Here is an 18900-nt window from a genome sequence, read left to right on the forward strand (position 1 = left end):
GGCAAGCCTCGCGCGGGTCAAAATCGGCTAGGGCGCCATGTTGAGCGGGATGGGCGAGGGCTCGTTGATGACCGTGATCCTGATCCGCTCATTGGCCGCCAGATAAGGATCGTTGGCAAAGAACGGTTCGCTGGTCGCCCGACCGGCGACCGAGTAGATGTGCTCATCGGACAGCCCGAACTCGCCCAGCAGAGCCCGCACGGTATTGGCGCGGTCGGCGGAGAGCTCCCAGGCACCATAGGCCGGATTTGAATAGACAACGCCAGCGGCCGTGTGACCGGAAATGCGAACCTGGTTGGGAAGGCGCTGGAGGGTCGGGGCAACTGCTGCAATGGCGCTGCGCATCCATTCATAGGGATATTTCGACCCCTCCTGGAACATGGGGCGACCACGCTGCTCGACGATCTGGATGTCGAGCCCGTTTTCGGTGACCTCGACGATGAGATTGTCGGCAATCTCGGTGATGTCGGGGAGCGCTTCCCAGGCCTGTCTTATGCTGGCGGCGGCACTGTGGAACATTTGCGGATCGGAGGCGGAAAGATCGAAGGCCGAGTCCTTTTCGGCGGCATCGCCATCGCTCACGCTGCCGGCGGCCGGATCGGTCGAGGCGTAGTCCTGGGCGCCTATGGTCGCGATGCCGTTGGCTTCGACACTCGAGGTCAGCGAGCCCTGATCGTCCATCGCGCGACCGCCCATTGCTCCACCCGAACCCGAAGTGCTTTCGCTGATGTTGGGGGGCGCGAAATAATTGGCGAGGCCTTCTTTTTGCTCGGGCGTGGTCATGTTGATGAGCCAGAGGAGCAGGAAGAAGGCCATCATGGCCGTCACGAAATCGGCGTAGGCGATTTTCCAGGCGCCGCCGTGATGGGCGTGTCCAGCTTTCTTGACCTTCTTGACGATGATCGAGCCCTGCTGACGCGACATGACGAATGCTCCCGATGAAAAAGGCTAGACGACGGCTTTGAGATCGGACGTAGCGCGGTCGACTTCGGCGAAACTGGGTCGATCTTCGGACATGACGGCCTTGCGGGCGAATTCGATGGCGATGACCGGCGGGTAGCCGGACACATGGGCCAGCAAGCCCGCCTTCATCGACAGGAAGTATTTCGACTCTGCCTCGTTGGTGTTGCGCAGGGCCTGGGCCATCGGGCCAAAGAAACCGTAGGCGACGAAAACGCCAAGGAACGTGCCCACAAGCGCGCCGCCAATCAGGTGGCCGAGCACTTCGGGTGGCTCGGAAATGGCGCCCATGGTCTTGATGACACCCAGCACGGCGGCGACGATGCCCAGGGCAGGCGTGGCATCGGCAAGAGACTGGACGGCGGTCACGACGCGCTCGGTTTCCTGATGGTGGGTCTCAAGCTCTTCGTCCATCAAGGATTCGAGTTCATGGACCGCATAGGTGCCCAGCGTGATCATGCGCAGGTAGTCGCACATGAATTCGACCGCGTGGTGGTTTTTTGCAAATGTGGGGAAGCGCGAGAACAGGTCGGACTGCTCGGGGTTTTCGATGTGCTGCTCGAGCACCAGCAACCCCTTCGACTGAACCAGTTTGAAGATCGAAAACTGCAGTCCGAGCAATTCGACGTAGGCTTGCTTGTTGTAACGCGGGCCTTTGAACAGCGAACCAAAGACACCAAGGCTCTGTTTGAGGATGGCCTTGGGGTTGCCGATGATGAAGGCGCCGATGGCCGCACCCAGGATGATGACGGCTTCAAAGGGTTGCCAGAGGACTTCCAGATGGCCGCCCATGGCGGCATAGCCCCCAAGAACCGAGACAAAAACGATTACGGCTCCGGCAATCAATCGCATGCGTTCTGCACTCCCGCGGTATCGGCGCCATTCTGCACCTAACCACCCTCTATACCGGTGCAAGGTTACTGAACTCTAAGTGCCTGCCGAGAGGGGGCATCGGACATGGGTGGAGACCAGTCCGTCCCTCCGCCTCCAAATAACCCCGTCATTTCCACGGTTCGGACCTATTGCCGCCTTGGTGTCGAGTAGGCTGTTCACAGTCTCGTGAACGGCGAGACGCGGGCCGCATACTCCGAATGCGGCTTAAACCGAAAACGGAGAATACAGATGAAAAAGACCATTATTGCTATTGCTTCCGTCGTTGGCCTCTCGATCTCGGGGGCCGCTCTCGCACAGGATCTCGATTTTGCCACGCTTGACGCCGACGCCAGCGGCGGCGTGAGCCTGACCGAGTTGCAGGTGGCCATGCCTGACATCACTGAGGAGGACTTCGCTTCCTATGATACCGATGCCAGTGGCGAGCTTTCCGAAGACGAGTTGGCCGCAGTGGCCGGTGTGGATGCGGGCGCCGACTCGATGAGCGTCGAAGGCGAAATGGACGCAGAGACGCCCGTCGTCGAGTAATGGGCCCTATATAAGCTTTGCCCATGGGGCCGCCTCACCGAAAGGAGAGGCGGCCCTTCTTGTGAGCTATTCGGCCGGGGAGGCGGCCTTTCGCCTGGAATTGAGGGAGACCACGTTCGAAGCGGGCTTGAGGGTTCTCGCCAACTCCGCAATCCGCCACTGAGTCAACAGAAAGAGCTGATCGAGTTGATGATCGTAGCCATTGCTGTTCTGGATCTGTTGCTGAAGATCGGCAAGACGCCAACCGGCGTCGAGCAACGTGTCCCGCTGGGAAGTCTGGCTCATCGTACGCAATACCGTTTCGATCTGGCGCGAGACATTCTTCTCATGATCGATACGCGTCCTGCGTACCGGAAATTGAGCGGAGGGAGGCGGTCGTTCGGCTTGGGGGCTCGCTGACCCGCCTCCCATCGGCGTTTGCACCGATGTGCCGAGAATACGGCAGGCACGCTGTCACGAACAAGCAGAGTTTTTTGCCCAAAATTGATCCAGGCCAAGAAAATCGCACGATTCGCAGGAAAAAATTGGTAGGCTCGCCGGGGCTCGAACCCGGGACAACTCGATTAAAAGTCGAGTGCTCTACCAGCTGAGCTACGAGCCCTTACCGAAGCGGTCGATATCGACCGGCTGGAGACGGGCGGAACATAGTGCCTGCCCCCGCCGAGTCAACCCGTTTATTGACTGGTGCTTCAGAGGGGCAGGGGTTCGCCCGAATAGGGGGTTGGCTCACAGGGCAGGTCGAGCCGTTCGATGCGGGCGCAAAGGGCCTGGGCCGAGGCGCTATCGGGCAGGGGTCCAAGGACGATCCGGGTTTGATCGGACCCTTCGGATGCGGCTGCCAGTGGCGAAGTGCCAAGAAGCAGCATGCCGGCGGTCTGGGTTATTTCGGCATAGAGCGCGGCCGATTGATCGAATGGAACACTGTGGCCAACCGCAACACCCTGAAGCGTGAGATCGACCGTGGGTTCGGCGGCCGTGACCGGCGGTTGCTCGGGGGTAAGCGGCGGGGGCATGGGCTGGTCCGCGACCGGTTGGGGCGCAGCGTCGTCAAACAGGGGGCTGTAGCGCACGACCATGGTGCCGCCATCGAACTCATAGACCTCCTCGGCGGACTCCGCGATCGAAGCGGTGAGCAGCGAGCGGTCGATATCGCTGGAAAGGGGCAGGGATTCGATCAAGAGCGGGAGGCTTTTTTCGAGCGCCCCAAGACGGCGGATGGCCTCATCGCTATCGTCATCGAGAAGGTTGAAACGGGCGAGTAGCGCCCGATAATCTCCCATAACGCGGTTGCGGTCTTCGGCGAGTTCGGCAAGCTGGGTGCGCAGCTGGTGATAGTTTGCGCCCTGGCGGTAGGGCGTATGCAAGCCGCCAAGGGTATCGGCGGGCAGCAATGCCGACAGATTGACCGCGGCGACGGCCATAGCGCCGCAGACAAGCGCGGCGATGCCCCATGGGGCGACATCGGCGTGGTCGGCTGGCAGGGAAAACCGTTTCGGCTTTGGCACCTAAATATAATCCCGCTATCAGGCGAATCAGATCAAAGCTGACTTTAGGCATACAAATGTAAACGGAGCGGTTACGCGGGTCTGTTAGGGGTTCTGCCAACACCGTGCTGCCATAAAGATGCGCAAGAGGGGCGGCAAGCAGAGGCTGGGGAAATATTCATGACCGAACTGATGGCAATCGTTCTGGCAGCGGGTGAAGGCACGCGGATGAAGTCCGCTCATCCCAAGGTGCTCCACAAGGTCGGAGGGCGCCCGATTGCCGGGCATGTGCTGGCCGCAGCGCGCGAGGCCGGCGCCGGGGCCATCGCCATGATTACCGGGCCAGGGCACGAGGCGGTGCGCAAGGCGATGGCGGCCATCGATCCCGAGGTCGCGTTTTTCGAGCAGACCGAGCGCAAGGGTACGGCGCATGCCGCCTCCATGGCGCGGCCGGCTTTCGCGGAAGCCAGCGGCTATGTGGCCGTGGTGTATGGCGATCACCCTTTGTTGCGGGGTGCGGATTTTTCGCGGGTGACCGAGCGGCTCGATGCGGGGCTGGATGTGGCGATCCTGGGGTTCGAGCCAAAGGATCCGACGGGTTATGGCCGGTTCATCACCGATGGCGAAAAGCTGCTGGCCATTCGCGAGCACAAGGATGCCAGTGAGGCCGAACGGGCCATTGGGCTTTGCAATGCGTGCATCCTTGCGTTTCGGGCCGAGGTGTTCAGGGCGCTGATCGACAAGGTGGGCACCAATAACGCGCAGGGTGAATATTATCTCACCGACCTTGTGGAGCTCGCCAACGCGGCCGGGCACAAGGTAGGCTATGCCGTGGCGCCCGAAGACAATGTGATGGGAGTGAACGACCGCGCACAACTGGCGCGGGCCGAAGCGGTGTTCCAGCAATTGCGGCGCGAGGATTTCATGGCGGCGGGCGTGACGCTGCACGATCCGGGATCCGTTTATTTCTCGTTCGATACGAAAATTGCGCCCGACGTCGAGATCGAGCCGCATGTGGTGTTCGGACCGGGCGTGGCAATCGAGAGCGGGGCCGTGGTCCACGCGTTTTCCCATGTCGAGGGCGCGCATATCGGTCAGGGGGCCAATGTGGGGCCGTTTGCGCGGCTGCGGCCGGGGGCGGATCTGGGCGAGGGGGCCAAGGTCGGCAATTTCGTCGAGGTGAAAAACGCCGATATCGGGCAGGGGGCCAAGGTGAGCCATTTGACCTATATCGGGGACGCGGCCATCGGGGCGGGCGCCAATATCGGGGCCGGAACCGTGACGTGCAATTATGACGGCTACAACAAGGCCAAGACGACCATCGGCGCGCACGCCTTTATCGGATCGAACTCTGCGCTGGTGGCGCCGGTGGAGATCGGGGACGGGGCCTATGTCGCGTCAGGATCGGTGATTACCGAGCCGGTGCCGGCAGACGCTTTGGGCATCGGGCGGGCGCGGCAGATCAACAAGCCTGGCTATGGCAAGGCGCTGAACGCGCGGTTCAAGGCCATCAAGGATCAAAAATAAGGGGCGGCGGCATGTGCGGTATCGTTGGAATCATCGGAGTCGAGCCGGTTGCCGACCGGCTCGTGGATGCGCTGCGGCGACTCGAGTATCGGGGCTATGACAGCGCCGGAATCGCCACGCTGACCGGCGAGGGGCTCGATCGGCGGCGAGCCGAGGGCAAGCTCAACAATCTGGCGGGCAAACTGGCTGCGGAGCCGCTCGAGGGGACGATCGGGATCGGGCATACGCGTTGGGCGACGCATGGCGGGGCGACCGAAGGCAATGCCCATCCGCATTTGGCGGGCAAGGTTGCCGTGGTCCACAATGGGATCATTGAGAACTTCAAGGATCTGCTCGAAGATCTTGCAAGAGATGGGTATTTTCCACAGAGCGAGACGGATACGGAATCCGTGGCGCTGTGGGTGACGCGGGAGATCGAGCGGGGGGCAAGGCCGCGCGAGGCGGTTGCCAACACGCTGCCGAAGCTGCGCGGTACGTTCGGGCTGGTGTTCATGTTCGCGGGCGAGGACAAGCTTTTGATTGCGGCCCGGCAGGGCTCACCCCTGGCGGTCGGGCATGGACAGGACGAGATGTATCTGGGGTCCGATGCGTTTGCGCTGGCTCCATTCACCAACCAGATAACCTATCTTGAAGAGGGCGACTGGGCGGTGATTACGCCCGGCAAGGTGGAGATTTTCGATTTCGATGGCGCTGTCGTCGAGCGGGCGCGGCAGGTGTCTTCGGCGTCGGCGGCCTTGGCCGACAAGGGCAATCATCGCCATTTCATGGCCAAGGAAATCTACGAGCAGCCCGAGACCGTGTCGCACACGCTGGCGCATTACATCGATCTGGCGGGCGAAACGGTCAAGCTGCGGGAAGAATTGCCATTCGATTTCGCAAAGCTGTCGCGGCTGACGATCACGGCGTGCGGGACGGCCTTTTATGCAGGACTGGTGGCCAAGTACTGGTTCGAGCGCTATGCGCGACTGCCGGTGGATGTCGATGTGGCGTCCGAATTTCGCTATCGCGAGCCGCCGCTGCCTGACAACGGGCTGACGCTGGTGATTTCGCAGTCGGGCGAGACAGCGGATACGCTTGCGGCGCTGCGCTATGCGGCAAAAGAAGGTCAGCACATTGCGGCGCTGGTCAATGTGCAGGAATCGACAATAGCCCGGGAAAGCCATGTGATCTTTCCCACGCTGTGCGGACCGGAAATCGCTGTCGCTTCAACCAAGGCCACGACGGCACAGCTTTCGATCCTCGCCAGCCTGGCGATTGCGGCTGGGCAGGCGCGGGGCGTGCTGAGCCCATCCGATGCACATGCGCTGGTGCAGGCCTTGATCGAACTGCCGCGCAACATCTCTGAAATGCTGCGATCTGAAGGGCGTATCGAGGAAATCTCGCGCAATCTCTCAAAATCCAAGGATGTGCTCTATCTGGGCCGCGGGCAGCTTTATCCGATCGCGCTCGAGGGTGCGCTCAAGCTCAAGGAAATTTCCTATATTCACGCCGAGGGCTATGCGGCGGGTGAACTCAAGCATGGGCCGATTGCGCTGGTGAATGAGGAGATGCCAGTGATCGTGGTGGCGCCATCGGACGAGCTGATGGAAAAGACGCTCTCGAACATGCACGAGGTTGCGGCGCGCGGCGGCAAGATCATTCTGATCACCGATGCCGAGGGCAAGGCTGTGGCTGGTGGCGGCATACACGACATCATCGAGATGCCGCGCGTTCACCCGTTCGTCGCGCCGATCCTTGCCGCGGTGCCGGTGCAGCTTCTGGCCTATCACACGGCGGTTTTCATGGGGACCGACGTCGATCAGCCAAGAAATCTGGCGAAATCGGTGACTGTGGAGTAGGGCGCAGGCGGCGACTCTCGTAGCCTTTGGGCATGTCGGATCATTTGCGATATGCCAGAGCCTCGCCGCGCGAGCAATGGGCCGCGTTGGACGCCATCGTGCGTGCCAATGCCGCTCTGATGAACGTGCTGGATATTTTGCGACTTCAAGCGTTGCCGCAGGCGCTGGTTGGTGGCGGGGCCGTGTATCAGACGGTCTGGAACGCGCTGACGGGGCGACCGGCCTGGTATGGGGTCAAGGATATCGACGTCATCTATTTCGACGATACCGACCTCAGCTATGAGGGCGAGGACACCGTGATACGTCGTGTTGGAGCGCTTATGTGCGATGCGCCAGTGCCTGTCGAAATCCGCAATCAGGCGCGCGTGCATTTGTGGTTCGGTGAAAAGTTCGGGTTCGATGTAGCGCCACTGAAATCGTCGGCCGAAGCGCTGACGCGCTACGCGTCGCGGACACACGCGGTTGCTGTCGCGCTGGAGGATGATCGCCACCTCAGGATCGAGGCGCCGTTCGGGCTGGATGACCTGTTTGCGTTCTGCGTGACACCGAACAGATTGGGCAAGAGTCGTCAGGCTCATATCGAAAAGGGCGAAAGAGCCCGGCGCGTGTGGCCGGAGGTCGAGGTTATGCCGTGGGCGGACGAGGACGGCAGGGGCGATTTAACCAATCCGGTGGTCGGGGAGCCTGAAACGAGGCCGGTCGTATCGAATATCCGTTATTCGCATAATATATATTATGGAACTTTTATCACGAACAACAAGTGCGGGCATGGCCGTGTGGAGCTGCAAAAAGCCTCTCTAGAGCCGTTCAGGATTTGATTGAATCAAATCCTTGGCTCTAAATCCTTGTTTTGTCGCGTGTCCGAACCGCAAAACCGTTTCCACTTTTGCTGGACACGCTCTAAGTGTTTGTTCGGTCACGTTTTTGTCGGGAATGCGGCATCCACCCTCCCGCAAAATGTCCTAGCGATCGACAGTGACCCAGCGCAGCATGAAGAAATTGTCGGGACGCTGCACGACTGATATCCCGTCGCGTGCCGCCCAGACGAGCGGTTCTTCATAGAGCGGAACGTATGCGACCTCCTCTTGCAGAATGCCGGCGATTTCGTCGAGCATGGACTGACGCAATTGGGGATCGAGTTCTGATTGGACCATGGGAAGCAATTCATCGATGCGGGCGTTCGAGTAGCCACCGTAGTTCCATGTGCCCAGAGTGTCGGTCGGCGTGTGTGCAAGAAAGCGGATCGGGTGCTCAGCGTCGAAGGTGCCCGGTGACCAGCCGAGCAGATACATATCGTAATTGCCTTCACGCAGCTCGGTCCAGTAATTGGCAACCGGAATTGCCTCGAGCTGCGCTTCCAGGCCGATCTGAGCGAGCATGGCAACGATGGCCTGGCAGACCTCTGAATCGTTGAGATAGCGATCGTTGGTACACTTGAAATTGAAGCTGAACCCGTCGGGATGGCCGGCCTCGTCCAAAAGTTGGGCTGCCCGTTCGAGGTCATATTCCGGGCGGTCGGAATGTTCTTGTGAATAGCCTGACAATCCGGCGGGTTGAAGCTGGCTTGCGGGCTTGGCGAGGCCGTTCATCAGGATTTGATCGATGGCCTCGACGTTGACCGCATGCGCTACGGCCCGGCGAACCAACACGTCCTGAAAGGGATTGCCTTGCACCGAGCCATCGCCGCCATAAAGCATGTCCTTGTCGTGGCCGAAGCCGAGCATGATAACGCGTGCCTCGATCCCTTCAAAGATCGTGATGCCCTCACTGGCCCGCAAGCGCTCGACGTCCTGGACCGGCACCGAAGCCAGCATGTCCACCTCGTTGGAGACAAGGGCGGCGATTGCGGTCGCGGCTGTGGTAATTGGATTGAAGACGGCTTGGGTGATGTTGTGTTCGGGGGTATCCCACCAGTCAGGATTGGGCACGAGCGTTGTTTGGACCCCTGGTTCCCGATCGACCAGCATAAATGGCCCTGTGCCGTTGGTCTCCAATGTAGCCGCGGTCTGCTGATCGCGGGCCGGGGCAATCGAGCCATTGGCCTGGGCCCAGTCGCGATCCATGATCATCCAGTTGGCGATGGAATCGGGGAAAATCGGGTTGGGCGCATTGAGCACGATCTCAACGGTGAGATCGTCCACTACGCGAACTTCAGATACCGGCGCGAACCATGAGCGAACGTCCGACTGTTCGGAGATCCCACGCTCGTAGGAAAACAGCACATCGTCGGCGTTGAAGGTCGAACCGTCATGAAACGTGACCCCTTCGCGCAAATGGAAGCGCCAGCCATCTTCATCCTCGAGCGGCTCCCAACTGGTGGCCAGAGAGGGTTCGAGCGCCATGTCCTTGCCGCGGCGGACGAGCCCTTCGTATATGTTGTTGAGAAACGAGGTGACCGGTGCCAGATTGGCCGCATGAGGATCCATGGTCGATGGATCGGTCGTGGCTGACCAGCGAAAGGTCTCGGCGTTGGCAATGCCAGCCATCGCAGATGTCGCTAACAGCACACCCGCTATAAGCCCTAATCTGGTCATACCGTTCTCCTTCCCAAATTGCGGCATTTTCTTTGCCTGAAGTCGGATACTACCTCAGAATTTGGGTGCCTGATACAATTGCACACCGTTTCAGCGTGAGATCACACACATGGGCCGTACCGCTATCTGGATCGCCAATCTAAGAACGTTTGTCGTCGATGAGGCGGAGAAGCTGCCAGCTGAGAATTTGGCCAATGATCTGATCGGGTTGGCGTGGGAGCATGAAGCGGAGCGTATCGTCGTGCCGGCCGGTTGCCTGCCGGACGAGGTGTTTGACTTGCGGTCAGGAATTCTGGGCGAAATGGCTCAGAAAGCGTCCAATTATCGCGTTCGGATGGTCATTATCGGGGATGTCTCTGGCCATGTGGAAGCGAGCAAAGCCTTTCGTGATTACGTTTATGAGACCAACAAGGGACTGACGCTCTGGTTCGTGGCCGATATGGCGGCGCTCGAGGCGCGGCTTGTGAGCTGATTCAGGAGGTTTCTCGCGCCCTGCCCTTTCCCACTCCGATGGTGCCGGCGGCTGCCAACGCGCTCAGGAAGGCCAGGCAGGCGGCTGCGGCCATGATCCAGCGATAGGACATACGCAGGGCCTCGGGTGGCAGGGTTGAAAGATCGGACCCACCAAAAGCAAAGCCAAGGGCAGCGACGGCGACCAGACCACCAATGCGCGAGGCAGCGTTGTTGATGCCCGAGGCGGTGCCGCCGGCATCGTCAGGGGCGGCGTCGAACACGGCAGTGGTGAGCGGCGCGACGGTTATCGTCATGCCCACCCCGATGATGACGAGGCCCGGGAAGAAGGCCATCCAATATCCGCCGAGGTCGACCATCAGGGCCAGGACCACATAGCCGACGCCGGTGGCTGCCGGCCCGGCGATCAGCATGATGCGGGTGCCGATGCGCTTGGCCAGCGCGCCGGCATAGCGCGAGCCCAGTCCGAGCAGGATCGAGAACGGCAACAGCGCGGCGCCGGCCATGGTGGCGCTGTAGCCGTTCGCGTAGATCAAGACGAAAGGCAGGATGAACAGAGAGCCTGAAAGCGAAGCATAGAGGGTTATGGTGAGCAAGTTTGCGCCGGAAAACTGGCTGTTGGCGAACAGCCCCATGGGCACGAGCGGTTCGCCGGCGCGGCGCTCAATGAAGAAAAAGGCTATGGCGAAGGGAATTGAAGCGGCAATGGCGAGGCTACCGATGGTTGTATTGCCCTCGCCGGCGGTGATGAGGCCGTAAGAGAGCAGGCCGAGCCCTGCGACCATGGCGATCGTGCCGGTAATGTCGAACTCGCGATGGGTGCGGCCAGAGGGTGCCGCGGCGATGCGCCAGGCCATGGCCAGCGCGGCGGCGGCAATGGGAATGTTGATATAAAAGATGGCCCGCCAGCCAACCGTATCGACGAGCCAGCCGCCAAAGGGCGGGCCGAGTGCGGTAGTCAGTGCTCCTGCTGCCGCCCACGTGCCTATGGCCTTGCCGCGTGCTTCGCCAGTGAAAGCAGAGCCGATCAGGGCCAGGCTGGACGGGACGAGGAAGGCAGCGGCGATCCCCTGGATTGTCCGCGCGACAACGAGGGCCAGTGGGGACGGGGCGAGCGCGCAGGCGATCGAGGCCAAGGCAAAGCCGACAAGGCCGAAAAGAAAGACCCGGCGCTGGCCGAAGCGGTCGCCGATTGTGCCGCCAAGCAGGATGAGGCTGCCGAGCATGAGCATGTAGCCGTTGACCACCCATTGGGCAGTTGCGAGCCCGGCATCGAGGTCGGACTGTATGGCGGGCAAGGCGACATTGACCACCGAGCCGTCGATAAAGCCCAGGCTGGAGCCCAGAATGGTGGCGGGAAGCACCCAGTGCGTGTCGCGGATGGGGGTTTGGGAACTGTCGGCAGGATTGCTCATGGCGGGCGCTCGCGTGAGACGAAACCGTAGCGGTCCTAAAGCCTGATGTCGATCTCCATGCCGTCAAAGGCCGGTGTGACGTTACCCGGGGTTTCGGCGCCGAGGGTCACATAGTCCAGATCGACGTGGAGATTGGTGAGTACGGCCTGTTGCGGCCGATGTGTTTCGATCAGCGCCAGAGCCTGTTCAAGATCGAGATGGCTCGGATGGGGTGTGTAGCGCAATGCATCGAGGACCCAGGTGTCGAGGTTCTCGATTGCCCAGTGCGACGTTTCGGGAATACCCGAAAGATCGCAGGAATAGGCGAATTTACCTATACGGAAACCGAGCGAAGTGATCGAGCCGTGCTGCTGTTCGAAGGGCCGTAGAGTGACGGTGCCCCCTGCCCCATCGATGACGATTTCCTCGCCGTCGGCAATGGAGTTCGTGTTGAGAATCGGTGGGTAGGAGCTGCCCTGGGGTGCTGTAAAGCAATAGCCGAAGGCTTCGCGCAGCCGCACTTCGGTCGCCGTCGACATGTAGGCGTCGACGCGGCGTTTGGCGTTGAGAGCCAGAACGCGCAGATCGTCGATGCCGTGGGTGTGGTCGGCATGTTCATGGGTGAAAAATACGGCATCGATCTCCGGCACCTGTGCGGCGAGCATCTGCTCGCGCAGGTCGGGTCCGGCGTCGATAAGAACACGGGTGATGCCGTCGGTATCGTCGCGCGTGCCGGTGATCAGCAGGGCGCAGCGCAGACGGCGGTTCCTTGGATTTTCGGGATCGCAGGCGCCCCAGACATTGCCGATACGCGGCACGCCGCCGGACGAACCGCAGCCCAGAATACGGGCGGTGAGCCGGGTGGCGGGTCTGTCGCTCATACGGTCAGCCCTGTCTTTGAGAACAGGCGAGCGAAATTGCGGGTCGATTGCTCGGCGATGGTTTCGAACGGAACGCCGCGCAATTCGGCCAGCTTTTCGGCGGTGTGGCGCACGAAGGCGGGCTGGTTGGGTTTGCCGCGATGGGGAACCGGCGCGAGATAGGGCGCGTCCGTCTCGACCAGGAACCGGTCGTCGGGGACAAATTTGGCGACGTCCTGGATTTCGGCGGCGTTCTTGAAGGTGACGATGCCGGAAAACGAGACATAACCGCCAAGCGCCAGGCCGCGACGGGCCAGTTCGGCGCCGGAGGAAAAGCAGTGCAGGACGAAGGGGAAGGCCCCCTGCCCGGTTTCGTGCTCGAGAATGGCGATCATGTCGTCATCGGCGGCGCGGGCGTGGATGACCAGCGGCAGGCCCGTCTGGCGGGCGGCGGCGATGTGATTGCGGAACCCTTGAGCCTGGGCGTCGCGGGGCGAGGAATCGTAGTGGTAGTCGAGGCCGGCCTCGCCGATGGCGACGCATTTGGGATGCTGGGATAAAGCGATTATTTCGTCGACGCTTACATCGAGTTCTTCATGTGCATTGTGCGGATGTGTGCCGACAGAGCAAAAGACGTTTTCATGCGTTTCGGCAATGGCGAGGAGCGCTTCAAAGCGCCGAATGCGAGTGGAGATGGTGACGCAATGGCTCACTCCATTGTCGCGGGCGCGCGAAATAACGCCGTCGATATCGTCGGCAAGGACGTCGAAATCGAGGTGGCAGTGGCTATCGACAAGCATCAGGCTGCGCCTTCGTCCTTTTCCACATAACGGGGGAATACGCCCTCTGGCGCGGGCAGTGCGGTGCCGGCGGCGAGGCGGCCGTAGGAACCCAGTTGCTCGAAAGAGCGGCCCTCTGCGTGCAGACCCAGAAGATCGAGCAGTTTTTCGCTCGATGCGGGCATCACCGGCTGGGCGAGAATGGCAACCTGACGGACCACCTCGATTGTCACATAGAGCACGGTGGCCATGCGGGCCGGGTCGGTCTTGCGCAGCGCCCAGGGCTCCTGCCCCGCAAAGTACCGGTTGGCATCTGCCACCACCTGCCAGACGGCGTTGAGCATCTGGTGGATGGCCTGATCGTCCATCGCGGTTCGGGACGTTTCGAGCAGGGCATCGGCGGCGCCAAGAATGGCGTTGTCTTCGTCCGTCAATTCGCCCGGGGTGGGCACCTGCCCTTCGCAGTTCTTGGCGACCATGGAGAGCGAGCGCTGGGCGAGATTGCCCAGATCGTTGGCGAGGTCGGCATTGATGCGGTTGACGATGGCTTCGTGATTGTACGAGCCGTCGCTGCCGAACGAGACTTCGCGCAGGAAGTAATAGCGCATGGCATCGAGGCCGTATTTCGCGACGAGTTCGAAGGGATCGACGACGTTGCCGACCGATTTGCTCATCTTCTCGCCGCGGTTGAACAGGAAACCGTGGGCAAAGACGCGTTTGGGCAACTCGATATCGGCGCTCATGAGGAAGGCAGGCCAATAGACGGCGTGGAAGCGCACAATGTCCTTGCCGATCATATGAATATCGGCGGGCCAGTATTTCCAGCGCTCGGCATTCTCATCGGGATAGCCCGCGGCGGTAATGTAATTGGTCAGCGCGTCGACCCAGACGTACATGATGTGCTTGGGATCGTTGGGTACGGGCACGCCCCAATCGAACGTGGTGCGCGAGATCGAAAGGTCGCGCAGGCCCGATTTGACGAAGCTGGCCACTTCGTTGCGCCGCTCGGCGGGCAGGATGAACCCGGGGTTTGCCTCATAGTGGGCGAGCAGTTTGTCGCCATAGGCAGAGAGGCGGAAGAAATAGCTTTCCTCTTCCACCCATTCGACGGGTGAGCCGAGCGGTTCGCGCCGGATGCCGTCCTCGCCGAGCATGGTTTCCTTTTCGTCGAAGAAGGCTTCCTGCCGGACCGAATACCAGCCGGAGTAGGAGTCGAGGTAGATATCGCCCTTTTCGACCATCTTGTTCCAGATGGCTTGCGAGGCCTTATGGTGCCGCTCCTCGGTTGTGCGGATGTAGTCGTCGTAAGAGATGTTGAGGGTCGCCCAGAGGTCCTTGAAGGCCTGCGAGTTTTTGGTCGCCAGCTCGATCGGGGTGATCCCCTCTTTTTCGGCGGTCTGCTGCATCTTCTGGCCATGCTCGTCGGTGCCGGTCAGAAAAAACACATCCTTGCCGTCCAGCCGGTGAAAACGCGCGATCACGTCACTGGCGATGGCGGTATAGGCATGGCCGATATGGGGGACGCCGTTGGGATAAAAGATCGGCGTGGTGATGTAGAAGGTCGGGCGGCTCATAGGAAAATCAGCTCACGGGCGTGGTTCTGCGCACATGGTCGCGCAGGAAATCAAAGACTGCGACCAGCGTCTGCCGCCGGTCAAGATTGTAGATATCGGCATCGGCGATAAGGGCGTTGGCCTTCTCCCACAGGCCATTGGCCGAAGCAAGGCGGAAACGCGCGGCAGGGCCGGCGCGCGCGGCGTTTTCCGCCTCGGTGGCAAGCCAGTCGCGGATCATGTCCTGGGCAAAGCCGAGTTCGGCCCCCTTGGATGCGGCCAGCCCGTCGGCAATCTTGAGATGGGCGCGCGTAGGGTGCGCCGACGGGTCTTTTAGCCAGGTCCGGAGCGCGTCGAGAACGTCGCCTTCCTCAAGCATGAGGGATTCAAAGCCCCGGCGGGGGCGACCGGCGGCAAAACTTACGGCGCGGGAGACATCTTGGGCCGCGAGCTCGGGGCGGATACGCGATATCACCTGTGCCGTATCGGGATCGGCGAGCGGGCGCAGGCCAAAACTCTGGCAGCGCGAGCGGATTGTGGCCAGCATGCCGCCGGGGCGATGGGACAACACGATGAACATTGTGTCGGCGGGTGGCTCTTCGAGGGTCTTGAGGAGCGCATTGGCGGAATTGGCGTTGCAATCGTCCACGCTGTCGACAATGGCGAGGCGGTAGCCCGCCCGGCCCCGGGTCTGGTGCAGGGAGTCGCGCATGGCACGCACGTCGTCGACACGTATGGCCGAATAGTATTTTTCGGAATTTGCGGGATCGGTGGTGCGGCGCAACAGGAACAGGTTTGGATGGGAAAGCGCAGCGACCTGGGCGCTTATTCTTTCCTCGGATTCATCGGAGGTGCGCGAGAGAACCTGACGGGCGATGTCGAAAGCGAAGGTCGCCTTGCCGATACCGCGCGGGCCGTGGAGCAGGATGGCGCTGGGCAGGCGATTGCGCTCGAGCGCGCTCAGAAGCGAGGCGCGCGCCTGGTCATGGCCGACAAGCGTGCCGAATTCGGGCGCAGGCACGTCGGTGATCTGATCGGCTTCGCGACGTTCTACACTCACCCGGTCAATCCTTCGCGGGCCAGATCGGGGAAATGATCGAGCACGGCGCGCCAGATCGCTTCGGTGAGGACGTCTTCTTCGGTATCGGCCGACAGGACAACGCAGCGTCCGGGATTGGATATCGCTATGGCAAGGAAATTGTCACGCAGGCGGCGATGGAAGGCGAGATCCTCTTTTTCGAAGCGGTCGGCGATGGCGGGCATGCCGTCTTCCGTGGCGCGTTTGCGCACGCGCTCAAAGGCGACGTCAGGATCCATGTCGAGGATGACGGTGAGGTCGGGCGTATGGCCGTTGAGGGCGAGATGTTCGAGTGCATCGATCAGTTTGTCATCGACACCGCCGGTCAGGCCCTGGTAGGCGCGGGTCGAATCGGCGAAGCGGTCGCAGATGACCCATTTGCCCTCGGCCAGCGAGGGCGCGATCAACTGGTTGACGTGATCGAGGCGGGCGGAGGCAAACAGCACAGCCTCTGCACCGACGCCCCAGCTTTCGGGCTTGCCCTGCAGGATGAAGGAGCGGACGGCCTCGGCCTTTGGCGTGCCGCCGGGCTCACGGGTGCGGACCACCGAAATGCCGTATTCGGACAGCCGGTCGGCCAGACGGCGGACCTGGGTGGACTTGCCCACGCCCTCCCCGCCCTCGAACGTTATGAATCGGGGTGTGATCGATCGGTGCTGATCTGCCGCCATCGTGTCCGTATCAAATCCTGTTGCGGCCGCCAGACCGGCAGATGCTGGGTTTATCAGAACCAGCCGAATGCCAGTTCCCACAGCGCATCGGTTGCCCGGCGCACGATATCCCCTTGTCCGACAGCCTCTGCCGCGTAAAGCGGCGCGGTCTGAATGATCAGGTCATCGCAAAGTATGTTGAGTTGCGCAAGCCTGTCGCCGGCGCGGACCGGGGGAAGGATCGGCGCGGCATAGGTGATACTGGCGGAAAGGCAGCGGCGGTTGCCGCGCGGCAGGTAGATATCGATGCTGCCTTCGCCGACCAGGCCAACGCTGGCCCGTTCGCCGCCATAGACGCTGGCTTCGCCAACGATTGCTCCGTTCGCGAAGGCGGGGATGCGCTCGAAGCTGCGGGAGCCCCACGTGATGAGGGCGCGCGCCTGCTCGTTGCGCTGGTTGACGCTGTCCATGCCGTGCAGAACAGCTATGAGGCGACGCCCGCCTTCTATGGTCGAAGCGACGATGCCATAGCCTGCAGATTCGGTGTGCCCGGTCTTGAGGCCATCGACACCGATGCCAAGCCCGAGAAGTCCATTGCGGTTGGATTGGCGGATATCGTTCCAGGTGAATTCTTCGATGGCGAAGACCGGATAATAATCGGGAAACTCACGGATGATGTAGCGGGCAAGATTGGCCAGATCGCGGGCCGTGACGTACATGTCAGGATCGGGCAGACCGCTGGCATTTGTGAAATGGGAATCGGTGAGCCCGATGTCGAGGGCAAACTCGTTCATGATATCGGCGAAGGCCGGTTCGCTGCCGGCGATGCCTTCGGCCAGCGCGATGGAGGCATCATTGCCCGACTGGATGATCACCGAGTGCAACAGATCATCGACACTGATTTGCGAACCGAGTTCGGCGAACATCGCCGAGCCACCCGAGGGCGCTCCGCCGGTTCGCCATGCGTGTTCGGATATGAAGAACTGATCGGTGAGGTTGAGCGCGCCGCGTTCGACCATGTCGAGGACGATTGCGACCGTCATCAGCTTGGCCATGCTGGCCGGTTCGATCCTTGTGTCGGCCTCTTTCTGAAACAGCACCGTGCCCGATTCATGATCGACCAGAATGGCGTATGGAGCGCTGGTGTCGAAATCGAGCTGGGCGTTGACCGGGTGGGCCAGAGCGGCGATGATGGCCAGTCCAACGAAGATTACGCGCCAGGTACGTTCCAGACGAACCATGAGAACCAGCCGCGTTGCGGCGCCCTTTTTTAAGCTAAGCCTTGGTCCCTCAATACAAAGTCGGGGAGGATAAGCCAAGTGATGTTGCCATATCCACGGCGTCGGTTTCGGTCACACCTTCGCGAAGATGGGTGAGCATGAGATGGGTGACTGCCTGATCGCCCTGAACCACCGTGGTGGTGTCGACGGCGCCAAGAAGAGCAAACCGAGTGGCGATGTCGCGGGCAGCCGCTTCATCATTCCAGGTGCCGAGCGCCATCCGAACGGGCGTTCCGTTGGGTTCGGACGTCGTTTCAAGGGATGTTGCGCCAGCGTAGGACAGGACCCGGAAGGGGATGTATTCGGGCGCGGCAATGCTGCCGGCGGCCTCCGAAGCCGTTGCGGGACGCGGAACTGGCGTCGGGGCGGCCGCGGGAGATGAGGCGGGTTCAGGGCTGGCCCGTGCGACCTGCACGGGTTCCTGATAGGCCATGCGCGTGTTGTTCTGGATCTCGTAGGGTGTCAACTGGTTGATCGAGGCGACGAGGAACTTGGTGTCGTCGCCCTCGAGCGGAGCCGGTCCGATATACTGCACGCGGACATTGGCGGTACCCTGCTGCTGGAAACCGAGAACTTCAGCGGCGCGGCGGGAGAGATCGACGGTGCGCTCATAGGAAAACGGACCGCGATCGTTGATGCGGACGATCGTCGAAGCGCCGTTATCGGCGTTGGTCACCCGGACGTAGGATGGCAGGGGCAGCGTCGGGTGAGCTCCCGAGAGCGCGTACATGTCGAAGACTTCGCCATTTGCGGTCAGCCGGCCATGGAAGGCCGGTCCGTACCAGGAGGCGCGGCCCGTCACGTCGAGGTCGGGTTGCTCGCGCGGCACGAAGCGGTTGCCAGCGACCGTATAGGGTTGGCCGACAACATAGCGACCGCCGCCCTTGGGGACGTTGCGCGAGGTCGTGACCCGGGGCGAGGCTTTGACGCCCATCGAGGATTCGGAGAAGAACTCATTGCCTGCAAACAAGTCTGCACCGGTGCATCCGGCCAGCAGCACGGCGGCGGCAACCGAGGTGCCAAAAGCGGCAAAAAGAGAACGGCGGCGCGCCGATCCGATATTCGAGCTCATA

General features: G+C 61.4%; 18 protein-coding genes and 1 tRNA gene. 5 read left to right on the forward strand and 14 right to left on the reverse strand.

Translation table 11 applies throughout. From position 1 onward, the window contains the following. Window positions 1–27 precede the first annotated feature (27 nt). Window positions 28–924 carry a flagellar motor protein MotB gene (locus V6617_RS09785; RefSeq protein ID WP_338606800.1) on the reverse strand — a complete coding sequence of 299 codons (897 nt, stop codon included), beginning with the start codon at window positions 922–924 and terminating at the stop codon, window positions 28–30. A 24-nt stretch (window positions 925–948) separates the two neighbouring features. Then, a complete protein-coding gene (motA, locus tag V6617_RS09790) occupies window positions 949–1812 on the reverse strand; it encodes a flagellar motor stator protein MotA (protein ID WP_338606801.1) in 864 nt (287 codons plus the stop codon). Between the two features lie 270 nt (window positions 1813–2082). Here motA and V6617_RS09795 point away from each other — a divergent pair, with 270 nt between their 5' ends. Next, a complete protein-coding gene (locus V6617_RS09795) occupies window positions 2083–2379 on the forward strand; it encodes a hypothetical protein (RefSeq protein ID WP_338606802.1) in 297 nt (98 codons plus the stop codon). Between the two features lie 66 nt (window positions 2380–2445). Here the strand turns inward: V6617_RS09795 and V6617_RS09800 are convergent, their stop codons facing one another. The 3 genes from V6617_RS09800 to V6617_RS09810 all read right to left on the reverse strand — a co-directional run bounded on the left by V6617_RS09800 (window position 2446) and on the right by V6617_RS09810 (window position 3884). Further along, window positions 2446–2664 (reverse strand): hypothetical protein, encoded by a 219-nt coding sequence (locus V6617_RS09800; RefSeq protein ID WP_338606803.1) that lies wholly within the window; start codon window positions 2662–2664, stop codon window positions 2446–2448. Window positions 2665–2904: 240 nt separating this feature from the next. Beyond that, window positions 2905–2980, reverse strand: a tRNA-Lys gene (locus V6617_RS09805). Between the two features lie 88 nt (window positions 2981–3068). After that, entirely contained in the window at window positions 3069–3884 is an 816-nt protein-coding gene (locus V6617_RS09810; RefSeq protein ID WP_338606804.1) for a hypothetical protein, read from the reverse strand. A 159-nt stretch (window positions 3885–4043) separates the two neighbouring features. Between V6617_RS09810 and glmU the strand changes: the two genes are divergently transcribed. The 3 genes from glmU to V6617_RS09825 all read left to right on the forward strand — a co-directional run bounded on the left by glmU (window position 4044) and on the right by V6617_RS09825 (window position 8046). Beyond that, a complete protein-coding gene (gene glmU, locus V6617_RS09815) occupies window positions 4044–5390 on the forward strand; it encodes a bifunctional UDP-N-acetylglucosamine diphosphorylase/glucosamine-1-phosphate N-acetyltransferase GlmU (protein WP_338606805.1) in 1347 nt (448 codons plus the stop codon). Between the two features lie 11 nt (window positions 5391–5401). Beyond that, entirely contained in the window at window positions 5402–7228 is a 1827-nt protein-coding gene (gene glmS / locus V6617_RS09820) for a glutamine--fructose-6-phosphate transaminase (isomerizing) (protein ID WP_338606806.1), read from the forward strand. A gap of 98 nt (window positions 7229–7326) precedes the next feature. After that, the gene (locus V6617_RS09825; protein ID WP_338606807.1) at window positions 7327–8046 is read left to right on the forward strand and encodes a nucleotidyltransferase family protein; all 720 of its coding nucleotides are present in this window, start codon (window positions 7327–7329) and stop codon (window positions 8044–8046) included. 144 nt (window positions 8047–8190) lie between these two features. On the opposite strand, the gene V6617_RS09830 is transcribed toward V6617_RS09825, so the two are convergent. Further along, the gene (locus V6617_RS09830; RefSeq protein ID WP_338606808.1) at window positions 8191–9762 is read right to left on the reverse strand and encodes an ABC transporter substrate-binding protein; all 1572 of its coding nucleotides are present in this window, start codon (window positions 9760–9762) and stop codon (window positions 8191–8193) included. A 109-nt stretch (window positions 9763–9871) separates the two neighbouring features. Between V6617_RS09830 and V6617_RS09835 the strand changes: the two genes are divergently transcribed. Then, window positions 9872–10234: a DUF4180 domain-containing protein gene (locus V6617_RS09835; RefSeq protein ID WP_338606809.1), complete on the forward strand. Its 363-nt coding sequence runs from the start codon at window positions 9872–9874 to the stop codon at window positions 10232–10234. 1 nt (window position 10235) lies between these two features. Here V6617_RS09835 and V6617_RS09840 read toward each other — a convergent pair whose 3' ends face one another. From V6617_RS09840 to V6617_RS09875, 8 genes are read right to left on the reverse strand one after another with little or no spacing between them, the layout of a single operon-like run. Further along, the gene (locus V6617_RS09840; RefSeq protein ID WP_338606810.1) at window positions 10236–11648 is read right to left on the reverse strand and encodes an MFS transporter; all 1413 of its coding nucleotides are present in this window, start codon (window positions 11646–11648) and stop codon (window positions 10236–10238) included. A 35-nt stretch (window positions 11649–11683) separates the two neighbouring features. Next, complete coding sequence (locus tag V6617_RS09845; RefSeq protein WP_338606811.1) at window positions 11684–12508, reverse strand: MBL fold metallo-hydrolase; 825 nt, start codon at window positions 12506–12508, stop codon at window positions 11684–11686. Further along, a complete protein-coding gene (locus V6617_RS09850; protein ID WP_338606812.1) occupies window positions 12505–13287 on the reverse strand; it encodes a TatD family hydrolase in 783 nt (260 codons plus the stop codon). Before V6617_RS09850 ends, V6617_RS09845 begins: the two co-directional genes overlap by 4 nt. After that, complete coding sequence (metG, locus tag V6617_RS09855; protein ID WP_338606813.1) at window positions 13287–14840, reverse strand: methionine--tRNA ligase; 1554 nt, start codon at window positions 14838–14840, stop codon at window positions 13287–13289. The genes V6617_RS09850 and metG overlap by 1 nt, the downstream gene beginning before the upstream one ends. 7 nt (window positions 14841–14847) lie before the next feature. Next, window positions 14848–15879, reverse strand: coding sequence for an AAA family ATPase (locus V6617_RS09860; RefSeq protein ID WP_338606814.1), 1032 nt, complete (start codon window positions 15877–15879; stop codon window positions 14848–14850). Beyond that, window positions 15876–16568 (reverse strand): dTMP kinase, encoded by a 693-nt coding sequence (gene tmk / locus V6617_RS09865; protein WP_338606815.1) that lies wholly within the window; start codon window positions 16566–16568, stop codon window positions 15876–15878. Before tmk ends, V6617_RS09860 begins: the two co-directional genes overlap by 4 nt. A 53-nt stretch (window positions 16569–16621) precedes the next feature. After that, window positions 16622–17788 carry a D-alanyl-D-alanine carboxypeptidase family protein gene (locus tag V6617_RS09870; RefSeq protein WP_338606816.1) on the reverse strand — a complete coding sequence of 389 codons (1167 nt, stop codon included), beginning with the start codon at window positions 17786–17788 and terminating at the stop codon, window positions 16622–16624. Window positions 17789–17837: 49 nt separating this feature from the next. Next, window positions 17838–18899, reverse strand: a complete 1062-nt coding sequence (locus V6617_RS09875; protein ID WP_338606817.1) for a septal ring lytic transglycosylase RlpA family protein — start codon at window positions 18897–18899, stop codon at window positions 17838–17840. Window position 18900 lies beyond the last annotated feature (1 nt).

The sequence above is a fragment of the Pelagibacterium nitratireducens genome, assembly GCF_037044555.1.
In the GTDB taxonomy this organism is placed as follows: domain Bacteria; phylum Pseudomonadota; class Alphaproteobacteria; order Rhizobiales; family Devosiaceae; genus Pelagibacterium; species Pelagibacterium nitratireducens.